13 protein-coding genes are annotated in these 15,526 nt (G+C 72.1%); 6 read left to right on the top strand and 7 right to left on the bottom strand.

What is annotated here, in order from left to right:
• The first annotated feature begins 104 nt into the window (after nucleotides 1-104).
• The 3 genes from AOM06_RS12105 to AOM06_RS12095 all read left to right on the top strand — a co-directional run bounded on the left by AOM06_RS12105 (nucleotide 105) and on the right by AOM06_RS12095 (nucleotide 3,442).
• A complete protein-coding gene (locus AOM06_RS12105) occupies nucleotides 105-1,667 on the top strand; it encodes a Re/Si-specific NAD(P)(+) transhydrogenase subunit alpha (protein WP_062306524.1) in 1,563 nt (520 codons plus the stop codon).
• The gene (pntB, locus tag AOM06_RS12100; RefSeq protein ID WP_062306521.1) at nucleotides 1,664-3,070 is read left to right on the top strand and encodes a Re/Si-specific NAD(P)(+) transhydrogenase subunit beta; all 1,407 of its coding nucleotides are present in this window, start codon (nucleotides 1,664-1,666) and stop codon (nucleotides 3,068-3,070) included. Before AOM06_RS12105 ends, pntB begins: the two co-directional genes overlap by 4 nt.
• 141 nt (nucleotides 3,071-3,211) lie before the next feature.
• Complete coding sequence (locus AOM06_RS12095) at nucleotides 3,212-3,442, top strand: hypothetical protein (RefSeq protein WP_062306515.1); 231 nt, start codon at nucleotides 3,212-3,214, stop codon at nucleotides 3,440-3,442.
• Nucleotides 3,443-3,448: 6 nt separating this feature from the next.
• Here AOM06_RS12095 and AOM06_RS12090 read toward each other — a convergent pair whose 3' ends face one another.
• On the bottom strand, nucleotides 3,449-4,825 hold the full coding sequence (locus AOM06_RS12090) for a pyridoxal phosphate-dependent decarboxylase family protein (RefSeq protein WP_062306511.1): 1,377 nt from the start codon (nucleotides 4,823-4,825) through the stop codon (nucleotides 3,449-3,451).
• A gap of 210 nt (nucleotides 4,826-5,035) precedes the next feature.
• Complete coding sequence (locus AOM06_RS12085; protein WP_156163694.1) at nucleotides 5,036-5,836, bottom strand: hypothetical protein; 801 nt, start codon at nucleotides 5,834-5,836, stop codon at nucleotides 5,036-5,038.
• A gap of 335 nt (nucleotides 5,837-6,171) precedes the next feature.
• Between AOM06_RS12085 and AOM06_RS12080 the strand changes: the two genes are divergently transcribed.
• Both AOM06_RS12080 and AOM06_RS12075 read left to right on the top strand, forming a co-directional pair.
• The gene (locus tag AOM06_RS12080) at nucleotides 6,172-7,389 is read left to right on the top strand and encodes a cobalamin-independent methionine synthase II family protein (RefSeq protein WP_174447474.1); all 1,218 of its coding nucleotides are present in this window, start codon (nucleotides 6,172-6,174) and stop codon (nucleotides 7,387-7,389) included.
• Nucleotides 7,390-7,495: 106 nt separating this feature from the next.
• Nucleotides 7,496-8,158: a hypothetical protein gene (locus tag AOM06_RS12075; RefSeq protein WP_062306503.1), complete on the top strand. Its 663-nt coding sequence runs from the start codon at nucleotides 7,496-7,498 to the stop codon at nucleotides 8,156-8,158.
• On the opposite strand, the gene gad is transcribed toward AOM06_RS12075, so the two are convergent.
• From gad to AOM06_RS12055, 4 genes are read right to left on the bottom strand one after another with little or no spacing between them, the layout of a single operon-like run.
• On the bottom strand, nucleotides 8,155-9,510 hold the full coding sequence (gene gad, locus AOM06_RS12070) for a glutamate decarboxylase (RefSeq protein ID WP_062306496.1): 1,356 nt from the start codon (nucleotides 9,508-9,510) through the stop codon (nucleotides 8,155-8,157). The genes AOM06_RS12075 and gad overlap by 4 nt on opposite strands.
• A 45-nt stretch (nucleotides 9,511-9,555) precedes the next feature.
• Complete coding sequence (locus AOM06_RS12065; RefSeq protein ID WP_062306492.1) at nucleotides 9,556-10,230, bottom strand: Pr6Pr family membrane protein; 675 nt, start codon at nucleotides 10,228-10,230, stop codon at nucleotides 9,556-9,558.
• 55 nt (nucleotides 10,231-10,285) lie between these two features.
• A complete protein-coding gene (locus tag AOM06_RS12060) occupies nucleotides 10,286-11,362 on the bottom strand; it encodes a glycosyltransferase (RefSeq protein ID WP_062306486.1) in 1,077 nt (358 codons plus the stop codon).
• A gap of 3 nt (nucleotides 11,363-11,365) precedes the next feature.
• The gene (locus AOM06_RS12055) at nucleotides 11,366-12,292 is read right to left on the bottom strand and encodes a phosphodiester glycosidase family protein (RefSeq protein WP_062306482.1); all 927 of its coding nucleotides are present in this window, start codon (nucleotides 12,290-12,292) and stop codon (nucleotides 11,366-11,368) included.
• A 122-nt stretch (nucleotides 12,293-12,414) separates the two neighbouring features.
• On the opposite strand from AOM06_RS12055, the gene AOM06_RS12050 reads away from it, so the two are divergent.
• Complete coding sequence (locus AOM06_RS12050) at nucleotides 12,415-13,476, top strand: tRNA-dihydrouridine synthase (protein ID WP_062306477.1); 1,062 nt, start codon at nucleotides 12,415-12,417, stop codon at nucleotides 13,474-13,476.
• A 38-nt stretch (nucleotides 13,477-13,514) separates the two neighbouring features.
• On the opposite strand, the gene AOM06_RS12045 is transcribed toward AOM06_RS12050, so the two are convergent.
• A complete protein-coding gene (locus AOM06_RS12045; protein ID WP_062306472.1) occupies nucleotides 13,515-15,206 on the bottom strand; it encodes a M15 family metallopeptidase in 1,692 nt (563 codons plus the stop codon).
• Nucleotides 15,207-15,526: the final 320 nt, after the last annotated feature.

The following is a 15,526-nucleotide window of genomic DNA, read 5'->3' as shown; positions in this document are numbered from 1 at the left end:
CCCGGATCGCGGTCGCCGTCCCTCCGGGGCGGTCCGCGCGCCGCCGACCGACAAGCCTGCCGCGTCCCCGTCCCGGGTGGCGCTGCGGCGGACAAGGATGAACGATGCGCATCGGCGTTCCCATGGAGACGCGTCCGGGCGAGAGGCTGGTGGCCGCGAGCCCGGCCTCCGTCGCGGGGCTGATCAAGCTGGGCTACGAGGTGGTGGTGGAGCGCGGTGCGGGGACGCACGCGGCCTTCCTCGACCGCCAGTACGAGGAGGCCGGCGCGACGCTCGGCACCGCGGGGGAGGCATGGGGCGCGGACGTGGTCACGTGCGTCAACGCGCCGGGCGACCCCCAGGTCGCGGCGCTCGCCGAGGGCGCGACGCTCGTGTCGATGATGGCGCCGCAGTCCAACCCTGCGCTGCTCGACGCGCTCAACGCGCGTGACGTCACGGCGCTCGCCCTCGACGCCGTCCCTCGCATCTCGCGCGCGCAGGCCATCGACGTCCTCAGCACTCTCTCCAACGTCGCCGGCTACCGCGCCGTGATCGAGGCCGCCGAGCAGTACGGCGGCATGTTCACCGGCCAGGTCACTGCCGCGGGCAAGACGACGCCCGCGACGGTGTTCATCATCGGAGCGGGGGTCGCGGGGCTCGCCGCGATCGGCGCGGCGAGCTCGCTCGGCGCGCAGGTCCGTGCCTTCGACGTGCGGCCCGAGGTCGCCGAGCAGATCGAGTCGATGGGCGGCACGTTCGTGCACGCGCCCGAGGCGCAGCAGGAGATCAGCGCGGACGGCTACGCCAAGCCGCTCACCGAGGAGCAGCAGGCCGCGGCCATGCGCGTGTACGCCGCCGAGGCGGCCAAGGCCGACGTGGTCATCACCACGGCGCTGGTGCGGGGCACGGCCCCCACGACGATCACCGCCGACGTGGTCGCCGGGATGCGTCCCGGCTCGGTGATCGTCGACCTCGCGGCTTCGGGTGGCGGCAACTGCGAGCTCACCCAGCCCGGCGAGGTCGTCGTGTCCGACAACGGCGTGACCGTGGTGGGCTACACGGACCTCACGAGCCGCATGCCCCGGCACACGTCGCAGCTGTTCGGCACGAACATCGTGCACCTCATGGCGCTGGTCACGCCCGCGAAGGACGGCACGCTCGTGCTCGACCTCGAGGATCCCGTCCAGCGCGGCATGACCGTGACGCATGGGGGCGAGATCATGTGGCCGCCGCCGCCCGTCAGCGTCTCGGCCGCGCCCGCATCGTCCGGCCCGCCGGCCCCGACCCCCGAGGAGCTCGCGGAGAAGGCCCGGCTCGACGCCGAGGCCGCCATCGCGAAGCAGCGTCGCCGCAACTGGCTGTACGGCGCGGGCGCGCTCGCGTCGCTGCTCCTGCTCGCCTTCGCGGACTCGGCGACCGTCGCGCACCTCACGGTCTTCGCGCTCGCCGTGATCGTGGGCTTCTACGTGATCTCGAACGTCAAGCACTCGCTCCACACGCCGCTCATGGCGCAGACCAACGCGATCTCGGGGATCATCCTGGTGGGCGCGCTGCTGCAGATCGGCTCCGAGGACACGCTGGTCGCCACCTTCGCGTTCATCGCGGCGTCGGTGGCCAGCATCAACATCTTCGGTGGATTCCTCGTCACCTACCGCATGCTCGGCATGTTCCGGAAGGACGCGTCATGACCCTCGTCTCCCTCGCTCAGGCGACCTACGTGGTCGCGGCCGTGCTCTTCATCCTCTCGCTCGCGGGGCTCTCCCAGCAGGAGACCGCGCGCCGCGGCAACATCCTCGGCATGGTCGGCATGGTGCTCGCCCTCGCCGCGACGGTGGTGCTCGCGCTCGACAGCTCCGAGCGGTCGGCGTTGACGACTGCGCTGCTCATCGCGATGGTCTTCGCGATCGGCGCCGGCGTGGGCGTGTGGCGCGCCCGCACCGTCGAGATGACGCAGATGCCCGAGCTCATCGCGATGCTCCACAGCTTCGTCGGCCTCGCGGCCGTGCTCGTGGGCTTCAACTCGCACCTCACCGAGGAGTCCGACGCGGTCCACCAGGTCGAGGTCTTCCTCGGCGTCCTCATCGGCGCGGTGACCTTCACCGGGTCGATCGTGGCGTACCTCAAGCTGTCCGCGAAGATGAAGTCGCGCCCGCTCACGCTCCCGGGCCGGAACTGGCTCAACCTCGGAGCGATCGTGGCGAGCGCGATCCTCCTGGGCGTGTACATCGCGACCGGCAGCGTCGTGCCGCTCGTGATCATGACCGTGATCGCGCTCGCGCTGGGCTTCCACCTGGTCGCCGCGATCGGCGGCGGCGACATGCCCGTGGTCGTGTCGATGCTCAACTCGTACTCGGGCTGGGCCGCCGCCGCGGCCGGCCTCATGCTGAGCAACGACCTGCTCATCGTGACCGGCGCGTTGGTCGGCTCGTCCGGTGCGATCCTGTCCTACCTCATGTGCAAGGCGATGAACCGCTCGTTCATCTCCGTGATCCTGGGTGGCTTCGGCGCCGAGGGCGGAACGTCGGCGGCCGCGGGGGAGCAGGGGGAGCACCGCGAGGTCAAGGCGCCCGAGGTCGCTGCGATGCTCGAGGCGGCAAGCCGCGTCATCATCGTGCCCGGCTACGGCATGGCGGTCGCGAAGGCCCAGTACCCGGTCGCGGACATGGTCGCGATGCTGCGCCACCAGGGCGTCGACGTCCGCTTCGGCGTCCATCCCGTTGCGGGCCGCCTTCCCGGGCACATGAACGTGCTCCTCGCGGAGGCCAAGGTGCCGTACGACATCGTGCTCGAGATGGACGAGATCAACGACGACTTCGCGGACACGGACGTCGTTCTCGTCATCGGCGCGAACGACGTGGTCAACCCGTCCGCCATGGAGGACCCGGGCTCCCCGCTCGCCGGGATGCCGGTGCTCGAGGTGTGGAACGCGAAGCAGTGCATCGTGTTCAAGCGCTCGATGGCCACCGGCTACGCGGGCGTCCAGAACCCGCTGTTCTTCCGCGAGAACTCGGCGATGCTGTTCGGCGACGCCAAGGCCCAGGTCGAGGAGATCCTCACCGCGCTGCGCGTGAGCGAGGGCGCCTCCGCCTGAGGGCGGCCCCTCGCCGTGACGGCCCCCGGGTGAACCCGGGGGCCGTCGCGCGCCCTCGGTGCCTCTCCGGCGGAGGTTCCACGACCCGCGCGACGGTGCATGACCCGGCGCCGCCACGCGGAGGCGGGTAGCGTGGCTGGCATGTCGAGCTTCCGCGGGTCCGGTTCGCAGGTCGAGGCCAAGGAGGGCTTCGCCATCGTCGGCACGTTCTCCCCGCGCGTGAGCATCGACGGCGGCGCGGCGGCAGGCATCATCCTCGGCGGGATCGCGCTCATGGTCGCGGGGGTGGTCGCCATCGTCGCGCTGCGTCGGGTGCCCCGCGTCGCGCGTCCGTCCCGGGACGGGGCGTCGGAGCCGGGCGGTCCCGCCTGACCGGGTTCAGGCCAGCGTGTCGAGCACCTCGCACAGCAGCTCGAACGTGGTGAGCGGGTTGATGATCGCGAGGCGCAGCACGGGCTCGCCTTCATGCGAGCTGGGCACCACGAACGCCGTCTGGGAGGCCAGCAGCCTGTCGCACCACGCGTCGTAGTCGGCCTGGGTCCATCCCTCGCGGCGGAAGACGACCACCGACAGCTGGGGGCGGCGGACCAGGGAGAGACCGGGGCGTCGCTCGATCTCCGCCGCGAGGCGGTGGGCGAGGTCGATGCCGTGCGCGATCGCCGCGCGGTACTCGTCGGTGCCGTAGGTCGCGAGCGAGAACCACAGCGGCAGGCCCCGTGCGCGGCGCGTGAGCTGCACCGCGAGGTCGGAGGGGTTGGGCGCCGCCGATGCGGTCAGCGTGTCGAGGTACTCCGCGTGCTGGGTGTGCGCGCGCAGCGCGGCGGTGGGCTCCCGGTAGATGAGCGCGCACGCGTCGAACGGCGCGAACAGCCACTTGTGCGGGTCGACCACCAACGAGTCGGCGTGCTCGATCCCCGCATAGGCGGGGCGCATGTGGGGAACGAGCGCTCCTGCAAGCCCGTAGGCACCGTCCACATGGAGCCACACGCCGTGGCGGCGCGTCACCTCCGCGATGCCCGCGAGGTCGTCGATGATCCCGAAGTTCGTGGTCCCGGCCGTCGCGACCACCGCGAGCACCGCGTCGCCGTGGGCCGCGAGCGCGTCCTCGACGGAGTGTCCGTGGAGGCGGCCGTCGGAGTCGGGGTGGATGTCGACGATGTCGATGTCCATGACGGATGCCGCGGACGCGATCGAGGAGTGCGACTCGACGCTGGCCACCACGGCCCAACGGGCGGGCTGCGGGCGCCCCTGGGCGGCGAGGCGGCGCCGCGCCTCGTCGCGCGCGGCGACCAGGGCCGAGAGGTTGCCGATGGTGCCGCCCTGGACGAACACCCCGCACGCGGTGCCCGGGAGCCCGAACTCCGAGGCGAGCCACGTCAGCACCTCGTTCTCCGCATGCACGGCACCCGCGCCCTCGAGCCACGAGCCGCCGTAGATGGACGATGCGGACACCACGAGGTCGAAGGCCGTCGCCGCCTTGCTCGGTGCGGAGGGGATGAACGCGAGGTAGCCGGGGTGGTCCGTCGACAGGCAGGTCGGGGCGAGCACGTCGCCGAACAGCGCGAGGGCGCTCTCCGCACCGATGCCCTGAGGCGTGATCGACATGGGCGCGATGCGCGCGAGCTCCTCGGGGCTCGCGGGAGTGTCGAGAGGGATGTCCTCCCACAGCGCGCGTCGGCGCGTGTACTCGAGCACATGGTCGACGATCGCGTGGCTCTCGGGGGACACGGCATGCATGCGCGAGGCGCTGCTCATCCTGGGGACGGGGATCACCTGGTCAGGATAGGGGGCCGCGCGCGTCGGAAGCGGGCGCGAATACGCCGATTCCATGACGGAATCGTGAGTAATGAGCGCGCTGATGCAGGATTCGTGCTCGCACGCTTCGCGGTGCGCAACAGTCGGGAGAAGGAGCGAGGCCCCACAGCCCGGGTGGGGCGGCGGGGCCTCGTGTGCGTCGGACGCGGGTCAGCGACCGGACGACTCGGCGATGCGTCGGCGGGCCGCGATCGCCACATCGTGGTGGGGGTGCTCGGTGAAGAGGCGCACCCGGTCCTCAGGGAGGCGGGGGTTCCTGATGAGGGCGGTCAGCACCAGCGGGTGACGCTCGGTCATGGCGGCGCTGGCGAGGTCCTCGGCGGCCGTCGACGGGTTCTGGGCGACCCACCACCGGACGTCGGGATCGGCGTCGCGGGCGAGCGAGGAGAGCTCGTCCACCGGCGTGGAGATGTCGGAGGCGCGCTGCAGGCGGTTGACGCCCTCGGTGCCCTTCTCGATGTCGCCGGCGACGCTCGAGAGCGCCTCCGCGACGTCGGACTTGGTGTCGCGGTAGCGCGTCGACACGTCGCGGACGTACTCGGCAAGCTCGTAGGCCTCGTCTGCGCGCGCCATGATCTCGAGCGCGGTGCGCGAGGTCGGGTTGTGCACCTCGGAGCGGATGACGAGCGCGGTGCTGCGCAGGGCCTCCGCGAGGGCGAACGAGAGGTGCGAGGTGTCGCCGTCCGCCTCGGTGCGGTACTGGCCCTCGGTGCGGCCGAGCACGGCGAGCGACTGCGCGACCGCCTCGTGCCGGCCACGGTCCACCGCGCGCTGCAGGGCCTCGTCGCCGTCGCGCACGGCGATGACCTCGCGGAGCTCGTGGTCGAGCTCGACCACGGCGGCCGCGAAGAACATCGTGTCGCAGACGCGACCGGAGTCGCATGTGGCGCACGCGTGGTCGCCGATCGTCTGCTGAGCCGCGCTCACCACGCGGTCACGGTCCACTGCCACAGCCGGCATGCTGCCCAGATCCTGCGAGTCCACCCGGTCCTCCTCGAGATGCCCCGGCCCGGGGCGCGGGCGCGGTTGCTAGTGACCACCATCGGCGGCCAGATCCAGAAGTGTAGGCATTTGCCGGCACGTCTTTCGGCATGGTGTGCGATATCTCACGCGGCGCGCTGGGAGGCTCGGACCGGCTCGGTTTGCCGTGACCGGCATCGTCCGGGCAGACTGTCGCCACACCGCCGCGCATCAAACGAGGCCTCGGATCCGCCGCCTGGCGGGCATTGCCGGCGGGCTGTCCCTGCAACCGTGCGGGTGATGCGCCCGCGACCAGAGGAGCCCCGATGCCCGAGCTGACCATCCAGACCACCACCTCCGGCTCGCTGCCGCGCTCTCCCGAGCTCGTCGAGGCGACCAAGGCGCTCGAGATCGCCGAGGACGGCTTCACCCTCGTCCAGACGGACGAGTACAAGGAGCTCGCCGCCGAGGCGGTCGCCGCGCTCGTGAAGAAGCAGGTCGACGCCGGCATCACCATCGTCGGCGACGGCGAGTACGGCAAGGCGATGACCGCCGCGCACGACTTCGGCGCCTGGTGGTCGTACTCGTTCCAGCGCACCGCCGGCCTCGCGCTGCCGTCGAAGGACACGCCGCCGCCCGCGCCCGTCCGGTCGACCCCCGGCAACATCCAGCTCACCTCGATGACCGATCGTCGCGACTGGGTCGCTTTCGCCGAGGCGTACTTCGATCCGACCTCCGGCGTGCTCTTCGGCGAGCCGCCGTTCTGGCCCGAGGCCGTGGGCCCCCTGTCGTACCGCGGCCAGGACGCCATCGCCTCGGACATCGCGCACCTGCGCGGCGGCCTCGACGCCGCGGGTCTCTCGACCGGCTTCCTCACGTCGCTGGCGCCGGGCTCCGCCGCCCGGATCGGGAACTCCTACTTCGCGAGCGAGGAGGAGCACATCTGGGCGTGGGCCGACGTGCTGCGGGAGGAGTACAAGGCGATCGTCGACGCAGGCCTCACGGTCCAGCTCGACGACCCCTCGCTCGCCGAGAGCTGGGACCAGATCAACCCCGAGCCGTCGGTCGCCGACTACCGCGCGTTCCTCCAGACCCGCATCGACGCGATCAACCACGCCATCGCGGGCCTGCCCCGCGAGCAGGTCCGGATCCACCTGTGCTGGGGCTCGTGGCACGGCCCGCACACCACGGACCTCGAGCTGCGTCACATCGTCGACCTGGTCGCGCAGATCGACGCCGCCGAGATCTCGTTCGAGGCGGGCAACGTGCGTCACGAGCACGAGTGGAAGGTGTGGCGCGATGTCGAGCTGCCCGAGGGCACCAAGCTTCTCCCGGGCGTCGTGAGCCACGCCACCAACGTGGTCGAGCACCCCGACCTGGTCGCCGACCGCATCGTGCGCTTCGCCGAGATCGTGGGCCCCGAGAACGTCGTCGCCTCGACCGACTGCGGCCTCGGCGGCCGCATCCACCCGCAGATCGCGTGGGCGAAGCTGGAGTCGCTGGGCGAGGGCGCACGCCGCGCCGCCGCGCTGCTCAACGGCTGAGCCGATGAGGACGGCCCCGGGCTCCCTCGGGGAGGCCGGGGCCGCCGCATCGTCGGGCCTCACCAGGACGATGCGGCCGCAGTCGGACGGCCGTAGCGTAGGAGGCATGTCGGCAGACCGCGAAGGCGCCTCTCATCGCAGGTACATCCGCCTCCGGGCAGAGGCGTGGGGCTTCGCCGTGGGGTCGTTGCTCTTCGCGCTCGGCGCGCTCCCGTGGTACGCCGACGCCGTCGGCGCGGTGGCGACAAGCGCAACCTTCTTCGTCGGCTCGCTGTGCTTCACTGGCGCGGGCGCGATCCAGCTGCTGCTGAGCGGGCGCCGCCCGCCCCGGGCCGGCACCGCGCGCGCCGATGCGTACGACTGGTGGTCGGCGGCGGTGCAGTCCTTCGGCACGGTGCTCTTCAACGTGAGCACGCTCGCCGCGCTCGTGGCGGCCGTGCGGACTCCCGATGCGGTCGGTGCCGGGTGGCGCTCCGACGCGTGGGGGTCGGTCGCGTTCCTGGTCTCGGGCGCGCTCGCGCTGGCCGCGGTGCGCAGGCGTCACGAGCTGTGGCGGCTCGACGCACGCACGCCCGAGGCGGCGTGGCTCACGATGCTCGGCTCGGTCGCGTTCGGCGCCTCGGCCGCCGGTGCGTACGTGATGCCGGAGACGTCGACGTTCGTCAGCCTGTTCTGGGCGAACCTGGGCACCTTCCTCGGGGCGCTGTGCTTCCTCGCCGCCGCGGTCCTCGTGAGACCCGCGGCGACGGTGCCCGCATCGTCCCGCTAGTGGTGGAAGGCCGTGCCCGGGCGCTCGACCGGGATGGGCCCGGAGAGGCTGTCGAGGTACTCGACGCACGCGCGCATGTCCTCGAGGAAGTCGCGGCTCAGGGCGCGCCGCCCGCGCCGGATGACCAGGCGCTGGACGGTCACGTCCTGGAGATCCTCGGGCATCGGGTACGACGGCACCTGCCAGCCTCTCGCGCGCAGCCGGTCCGACAGGTGGTACAGCGTCCAGTTGTCGGTGTAGCCCTCCTTGAGGCGGTACGCGAAGACGGGGATGTCGCTTGCGTCGCTCACGAGCGCGAACGGCCCCATGTCACCGATCTCCCGCGCCACCTGCATCGCGACGGCGCGCGTATGGGAGTGCACCGCGGTGTAGCCCTCCCGCCCGAGCCGAAGGAACAGGTAGTACTGCAGCAGCACCTGCGCGCCCGGCCGCGAGAAGTTGAGGGCGAGCGTCGGCATGTCGCCGCCCAGGTAGGAGACACGGAAGATCATGTCCTCGGGGAGGTGCTCCTGGGACCGCCAGACCGCCCACCCGAGGCCCGGGTAGACGAGGCCGTACTTGTGGCCCGACGTGTTGATCGACACCACCCGGTCGAGCCGGAAGTCCCACACCAGGTCGGGCTGCAGGAACGGCGCCACCATCGCGCCCGAGGCGCCGTCCACGTGGATGGGCACGTCGAGCCCCGTGCGGGCCTGCAGGTCGTCGAGCGCGGCGGCGATGCGCGCGACCGGCTCGTACACCCCGGTGTAGGTGACCCCGAGGATCGCCACCACGCCGATCGTGCGCTCGTCGACCCAACGGTCGATGTCCGCGCCGTCGAGCGTGGGGTGCTCGAGCGACACGGGCACGAGCCGCATCTCGATGTCCCAGTAGTTGCAGAACTTCTCCCAGCACACCTGCACGGCGGAGCTCATCACCAGGTTCGGCCGGTCGGCCGGCAGGCCCGCGTCGCGGCGTCGCGCGCGCCAGCGGCGCATGAGGGCGAGGCCTGCGAGCATCGCGGCCTCGGACGAGCCGATGGTCGAGGTGCCGATGGCGTGCGCGGGGTCCGGCGCGTGCCACAGGTCCGCGAGGATCCGCCAGCACCGCGTCTCGATCTCCGCGGTCTTCGGGTACTCGTCCTTGTCGATCATGTTCTTGTCGACCGTCTCGGCGTAGAGCCTGTTCGCGTGCTCATCCATCCAGGTGCCGACGAACGTCGCGAGGTTGAGGCGCGCGTTCCCGTCGAGCATCGCCTCGTCGTGGACGATCTGATACGCCGTGTCCGGCGTCATGGCTGCGTCGGGGAGCCGGAACCATGGGGTCGCGAAGTTGTCGAAGTCGTCGGTGCCAGCGTGAGCGTCGAGCTCCATCGCCGTCCTCCTCAGGTACGCGTGATCGGGTGCACCCTCCCGTCCTCAACGTACCGAAGCGCCCTCGCCCGTGCTCGGTGGGGCCACGCCGACGCTCGCCCTGGCCGGCGGCAGGGGCCAGAACGTCGCCGGGCGCAGCACAGCGAGCACCCGCAGCATGCCCGACACCACGAGTCCCACCGCGGAGATCGCGCCGAGCGTGGCGACGATCGCGGCCGCCCCGCGCGCGGGATCGAGGAACGGGTAGGGCACCCACCCGTCGAGGAATGCGCGGACGAACAGGTAGGACACCCAGATCGCGGGAAGGCTCAGGACGCTCCACAGCGTGCCGAGCGGCAGCCGTCTGCGGCCGCCGATGAGCACCCAGTCCGCCACGAGGATCGCTCCGGCGCCGCCGTGCAGCACGGCGTTGGCCCACGGGAAGTACGGGGTCGTGTAGGGCGCGAGCAGCGCCCAGTACACCGCGCCCACCACCACCAGGTAGGTGGCGGAGTTGACGCGGAGGAGGGTCACCCACCGTCGCTCGGGTCGGGTCACGCGCGCGGATGCCAGCAGCGCGACGATGCCGGCCAGGTTCGCGAGGGGCGTGAAGTACCCGGGCAGCTGGCCCCACGTGAACGTGCCGAAGGTGAGATCGGCCCACGCCTGGAATCCCAGGGCGGACGCGATCACGGAGGCGCCGATGAGGCGCAGGATGCGGATCGTGGCGTCTTTGCTCACGATTCGGGACTTTACCAAACCGAGAAGCGGACTTGGTGCAAATCCGCGCGTGTCTTCACCTCCGCATCGGCGCTCCTGGCGAGACCCGCACCACGGAGGCCCGGCGCTCCGGCGCGGGGTGGGCGAAGACGACCGCGCGCTGGATGCCGAACGAGAGCGCCCAGAGCCCCAGGTCGGTGGTGACCTTCGCGAGCAGCAGAGGCACGCCGAGCATCGTGAGGAGCAGCAGCGAGACGTAGCTGGCGCCGACGAGCGCCAGAGCGAGAGCGGTGTAGCGCGCGGCCTGGCGGGCGACCGGACCCCGTGCGCCGAACACCGCGCGACGGTTGATCAGGAAGTTCACCGTGCCGGAGAGGGCGCGTGCGCCCACCACCGCGACCCCGAGCGAACCCGTGAGCTGGGCGAGCGCGAGCAGGGCCGCGGCGTCGAGCACGAACGCCGTCACGGACGAGGCTGCGAAGAGCGCGACCGGCGCGAGGACGTGCAGGGAGTCGACGACGGGCCGGAAGTGCGAGCCGGCGTTGCCATCGAGGTACACGGTCCCGATGCGGACCTCGACCACGGGGATCCCGGCGCGCGAGGCCTCGAGGAGGACCCTCATCTCGTACGCGAAGCGCTCGCCCTGGACGCCGATCGCCCACGGCAGCAGGCTGGCGGGATACCCGCGCAGGCCCGTCTGCGTGTCGCCGAGGCGCAGCCCGGTGACCGCGGCGGTCGCGGCGGACACGGCTCGGTTGCCCACGCGCGAGCGCAGCGGCACCTGTCCGTCGAAGCCTCGCGCACCGAGCACGATCGCGGGTGGGAGCCCGGATGCCGCGCGCTCGTCGAGCGCTCGCGCCACCGCCTCGATGTCCTCGGGCCGATGCTGCCCGTCGGAATCGGCGCACACGAGCCCCTCGGCGGGGTGGTGGCGATGCATCCACGCCATGCCGGTGCGCAGCGCCGCCGCCTTGCCTCGGTTGGCGTCGTGCGTGAGGACGTGCGCGCCCGCGCGCGACGCGGCCGCGAAGACGCCGCCGAACTCTGCCCCTGAGCCGTCGTCGACCACGAGCACCCGGTGGTGCGGCCGCAGCGCCTCGACGAGCGCGACCATCCGGGGGCCGGGCTCGTAGGCCGGGATGAGCACCCACATGGATCAGCCCACCCACAGGATGTCGGAGGTGCCGCGCTCGCGCCCGCGCCCGCCCGGCACGTTGACCACGTCGCCGTCGCTCACCATGGTCGACGAGCCGCCGCCGTCGAGGTTGTACGCCTCCGTGGCGCCCAGGTCGATCATGATCTGCGCGAGCTCGTCGAGCGTGACGCCCGCGCTCGTGTCCGAGCGCCCGTCCACCACCACGAGCACGTAGTGGTTCGCCTCGATCATGCCGATCGCGGTGCGGGGCTGGTCCCCCTGGATCGAGTGGTTGCCGACGTTCGTGTCGACCTCGACCTGGTCGATGCCGTCGACGACGGCGCCGTCGTCCACCAGCGCCGGTCCGAACGAGAGCGTCTGCCACGCCCCCGCGTCGAGCAGCTCCTCGGCGCTCGTGGTGGTCTCGTCGTAGACCTCCATGGTGCCGTCGCGGTAGATCACGGCACCCTCGCGCGCGGGCTCGTCGCGGTACACGACGCCGTTGCGGATCTCGATGCCGTCGGAACGGAAGCCGTAGTAGTCCCCGTTGATCGCGAGCGCGGCGCCCACCTGCTCCGCGATCTCGGAGGGGTCGGCGATGATGTTCTCGCCGAACGCGTCGTCCGCGAAGGCGGAGCGCAGCTGCGTGATGTCCGTCAGCAAGATCTCGGCCACGTAGTAGGTGGCGGCATCCTCGCCGGTGCCGTACGTGTGCTGCGAGAGGGTGATCTGCGCGTCGTCGACCGTGTCGTCGCCATCATCCGCCGTGGTGTCGGCCGCCTCCGCGAGGGAGGCCTCGTACGCCGAGGCGTCGGCGATCTCGACATGGTCGATCACGTAGCGGTCGAGCGCCCAGCCGACCACGCCGGCGACGAGAGCGAGGAGGCCTGCGATCGATGCGACGGCGACGCGCCAGCGGCGGCGGCGCGGGCGGGGTGATGTGTCCATGGGGCGACCCTAGGAACGCTGTCCGGGGGTTCTGCTGGGAGCCGCCTCAGGGTTGCCCGGGAGGCGGCGGGCGGCCGAAGGTCCCCGTCCCGCACCGCCGGGCGAGGCTAGCCTCGGGCACTGTGACCTGGTGCTACGACCCTCGACAGTCCTACGAGCACAACCTCGCCCACGGGCCCTCGGGCGCGATGGCCGGGCCGGGCGTCCCGCTGCCGGAGTCGCCTCCTCGCCACGCGGTGCTGGGCCAGGCGCTCCACAGCCCGTTCGGCATCGCCGCAGGGCCGCTGCTCGACGCCGCCTACACGACCGCGGCGTTGCGGCACGGGTTCGACATCGCGGCCTACAAGACCGTGCGCAGCGCTGCCCACCCGTCGCATCCCTTCCCGAACACGCTCGCCGTGCATGTCGACGGCCGGCTCGAGGCGGACCGGGTCGAACCGCTGGTCGCCGACGACGACCTCGACCATGCGACGAGCATCTCGAACTCCTTCGGCGTGCCGTCCCAGGACCCCGACGCATGGCAGCCGGACATGGCGGCGGCCGTCGCGGCGGCGGGGGAGGGCCAGCTCCTGCTCGCCTCGTTCCAGGGCACGCGGCAGGGGGAGGGCGGCATGGACGCCTACGTCGCGGACCACGCGACCACCGCCAAGCTCGTGGTCGAGACCGGTGCGCGGGCGCTCGAGATGAACCTCAGCTGCCCCAACGAGGGCACCGGCGCGCTGCTGTGCTTCGACACGGCCTCGGTCGCGCGCATCGCCGGCACCGTCAAGGAGGCGGTCGGCGACGTGCCGCTCGTGCTCAAGCTCGCCTACTTCGGTGACGATGCGCGGCTGCGGGCCTTCGTGGAGGCGACCGCCGGCATCGTCGACGGCTACGCCGCGATCAACACGCTCCCGGCGCGGCTGGTGGACGCCGGAGGCGGCCAGGCGCTGCCCGGTGCGGGCCGCGAGGTCGCCGGCGTGTGCGGCGACGCGATCCGGTGGGCGGGGCTCGAGATGACCGCGCGGCTCGCGCGCCACCGCGAGGAACTCGGCGCGCGCTTCGCGATCATCGGGGTAGGCGGCGTGCTCGCGACGGAGCACTACGAGGCCTACCGCGCGGCCGGCGCCGACGCGGTGATGTGCGCGACGGGCGCGCTGCTCGACGCGGACCTGGGACGCAAGGTGCGGGCGCTCGCGGCCTGAGCGGTCCGGCGGCGCCACGCCACCTCACGCCGAGGCGATCAGGCGGTCAGCGAGCTCTTGACGTGCGACAGCATGTTCGGCTCGTCGGGCAGGCTGACCGTGACGCCGGGCGCCACGAACTCAAGGTGCCATGCCTCCGGCTTCCTGCCGCCCGAGCGCGCCCACGTCGGGTGGACCCAGCCGTAGTCCTCGCCGTTGGCACGCATCCAGGTCGCCGAGGCAGGGGAGAAGTCCGCGGCCATGCCCCAACCGTGGTTCGAGGAGCCCGGCGCCGCAGCGAAGTAGCCGCGCGAGGCCTTGGTGGCGACCTGCGCGGAGTAGGACCGGTAGGTCGACACGACGCCGAGGTGGTTGCCGGTCTGGGCGTAGTAGTCGTCGTCCGCGGCCTCGAGGGCCTTGGCGGCCGAGCACTGCAGATAGTGGTCGCTCGAGAAGGAGAGCTCGCACAGGCTGCTGCTCGGGAGGTAGCCGTTGCTGTACGACGCCCCGGTGGGCGCGCCGGACCAGCCGTCCTGACGGAGGTTGGCGGCCGTGCGGTAGTCCGCGGTGAGGGCGTCGTAGGCGGCATCGACGGCCGCCTCGTAGGCCGCGGTGCGCTCCGCGTTGACGCGGTCGCGTCGCTTGTTCTCCTTCTTCACCCATGCCTGGTGGGAGTCGTAGAGCGCCTCCTCGGCCTGCGCGAGGTCCTCCACGGCGGTGACGATCTGCGCCTTGAGCGCGTCGACGGCGTCGGCATCGTCGCGATCGACGTCGGTGCGCTTGAGCTCCTGCAGGGCCGCACGGGCCTGCTTGACGTCCGTGATAGTCGCGTCGTCGGTCACCTTGCCGTCGACGGCGTCGATCATCGCCTTGGACGCGTCCGCGAGGGCTCGGACGGAGTCGATGCGCTTGTCGAGCGAGACGTTCGCCTGCTCGAGCGTCGCCTCGGCGGTCGCGGCCTCCAGGACCGCCGTGGTGCCCTCGATGCGGCGCGTCGCGTCGTCGAGCTGGGCGGCGGCCTGCTCGAGCCGCTCGACGGTGGCGGCCACGGTCTCGAGGTCGTCGACCTCGCCGCGGAGCACCTGGGCGACCTCGGCCTCGTCCACGATCTGCGCGAGGGCCTCGGCCTCCTCCTCCGCCGCGGTCGCGGCGGTCGTCGGGGTCGCGTCATCAGTCTCGGGCACGTCCTCGGTCCCCGCGGACGCGTCGGCGCTCGCGGAGGCCTCGGGCGTGGCGGAGGCGGAGGCGCTCGGCTCCGCGCTCGCCTCCGTGGTGGGCTCCGGCGTGGCGTCCGCGTCGGAGTCGGCGCCCTCGACCTCGTCGAGCACCGCGGTCGCGTCGACCGTGAGGACCGGAGAGGTGGCGTAGGGGCCGCGGAGGGTCGCGGAGCTCGCCTCGGGGTTGAGGAACGTCGGCGGCGCGACGACCGCCGCGCTCACCGTGATGTTGTGCTGCTCCGCGGCGTAGGCCGCGGCGCTGGCGGCCTGCGTGAGCTGCGCGGCGGCGTCGGCCACCAGCTGCTCGTCGGAGACCGCACCGGACACCTGGGACACCTCGCGCGCCTTCGCGAGCGTCTCCTCGAGCTTCGCGCGCTCCTCGTCGAGCACTCGTGCCTGCTCGCGAGCCTGCTCGACCGCTTCTCCTACGCGGTGCTCGTGCACACCGAGCGAGACGGCGACGCCGCCGAGGAAGCAGCAGACCGCGAACGTGGATGCGGTCTGCCAGGTGAGGGTCTTACGGTTCTGGCGCACGGATCTCCAGGGCAGGCGACAAGGACTGGCCACGGACGGCGACGCAGGGCTCATGGCCACCGCCGTCGGTGGGCCGTCCAGGCACTCGCAGAACGATAACTGCGCTATGGCGTGCCGATATGCGCAGATAGTCCCCGAACGGCGAACGGCGCGCGCGCCGCCTTCCCGTACCCCCACCCGTACCCGGGGACACCAGGGGCGTCGTCGTCCGGCGCGGAATCCTGGGAGTTGCGTGTGAGTTGCGTCTCACCGCGGCGCGTCCGTGCGTGCGACACGCCGATGGGCGGCGGATTCGTGCGGGGTCGGCGCGGGCGTCTCCG

The organism is Demequina subtropica (assembly GCF_000971235.1).
Lineage (GTDB): Bacteria > Actinomycetota > Actinomycetes > Actinomycetales > Demequinaceae > Demequina > Demequina subtropica.
Note: the sequence above shows the minus strand (reverse complement) of the source record. Positions and strands in the feature narration are given on the sequence as shown.

Excerpts from the sequence above, each read along its gene's own strand:
- AOM06_RS12105 (WP_062306524.1), top strand. The coding sequence starts at position 105 with ATGCGCATCGGCGTTCCCATGGAGACGCGTCCGGGCGAGAGGCTGGTG.
- pntB (WP_062306521.1), top strand. The coding sequence starts at position 1,664 with ATGACCCTCGTCTCCCTCGCTCAGGCGACCTACGTGGTCGCGGCCGTG.
- AOM06_RS12095 (WP_062306515.1), top strand. The coding sequence starts at position 3,212 with ATGTCGAGCTTCCGCGGGTCCGGTTCGCAGGTCGAGGCCAAGGAGGGC.
- AOM06_RS12090 (WP_062306511.1), bottom strand. The coding sequence starts at position 4,825 with ATGAGCAGCGCCTCGCGCATGCATGCCGTGTCCCCCGAGAGCCACGCG.
- AOM06_RS12080 (WP_174447474.1), top strand. The coding sequence starts at position 6,172 with ATGCCCGAGCTGACCATCCAGACCACCACCTCCGGCTCGCTGCCGCGC.
- AOM06_RS12075 (WP_062306503.1), top strand. The coding sequence starts at position 7,496 with ATGTCGGCAGACCGCGAAGGCGCCTCTCATCGCAGGTACATCCGCCTC.
- gad (WP_062306496.1), bottom strand. The coding sequence starts at position 9,510 with ATGGAGCTCGACGCTCACGCTGGCACCGACGACTTCGACAACTTCGCG.
- AOM06_RS12060 (WP_062306486.1), bottom strand. The coding sequence starts at position 11,362 with ATGTGGGTGCTCATCCCGGCCTACGAGCCCGGCCCCCGGATGGTCGCG.
- AOM06_RS12055 (WP_062306482.1), bottom strand. The coding sequence starts at position 12,292 with ATGGACACATCACCCCGCCCGCGCCGCCGCCGCTGGCGCGTCGCCGTC.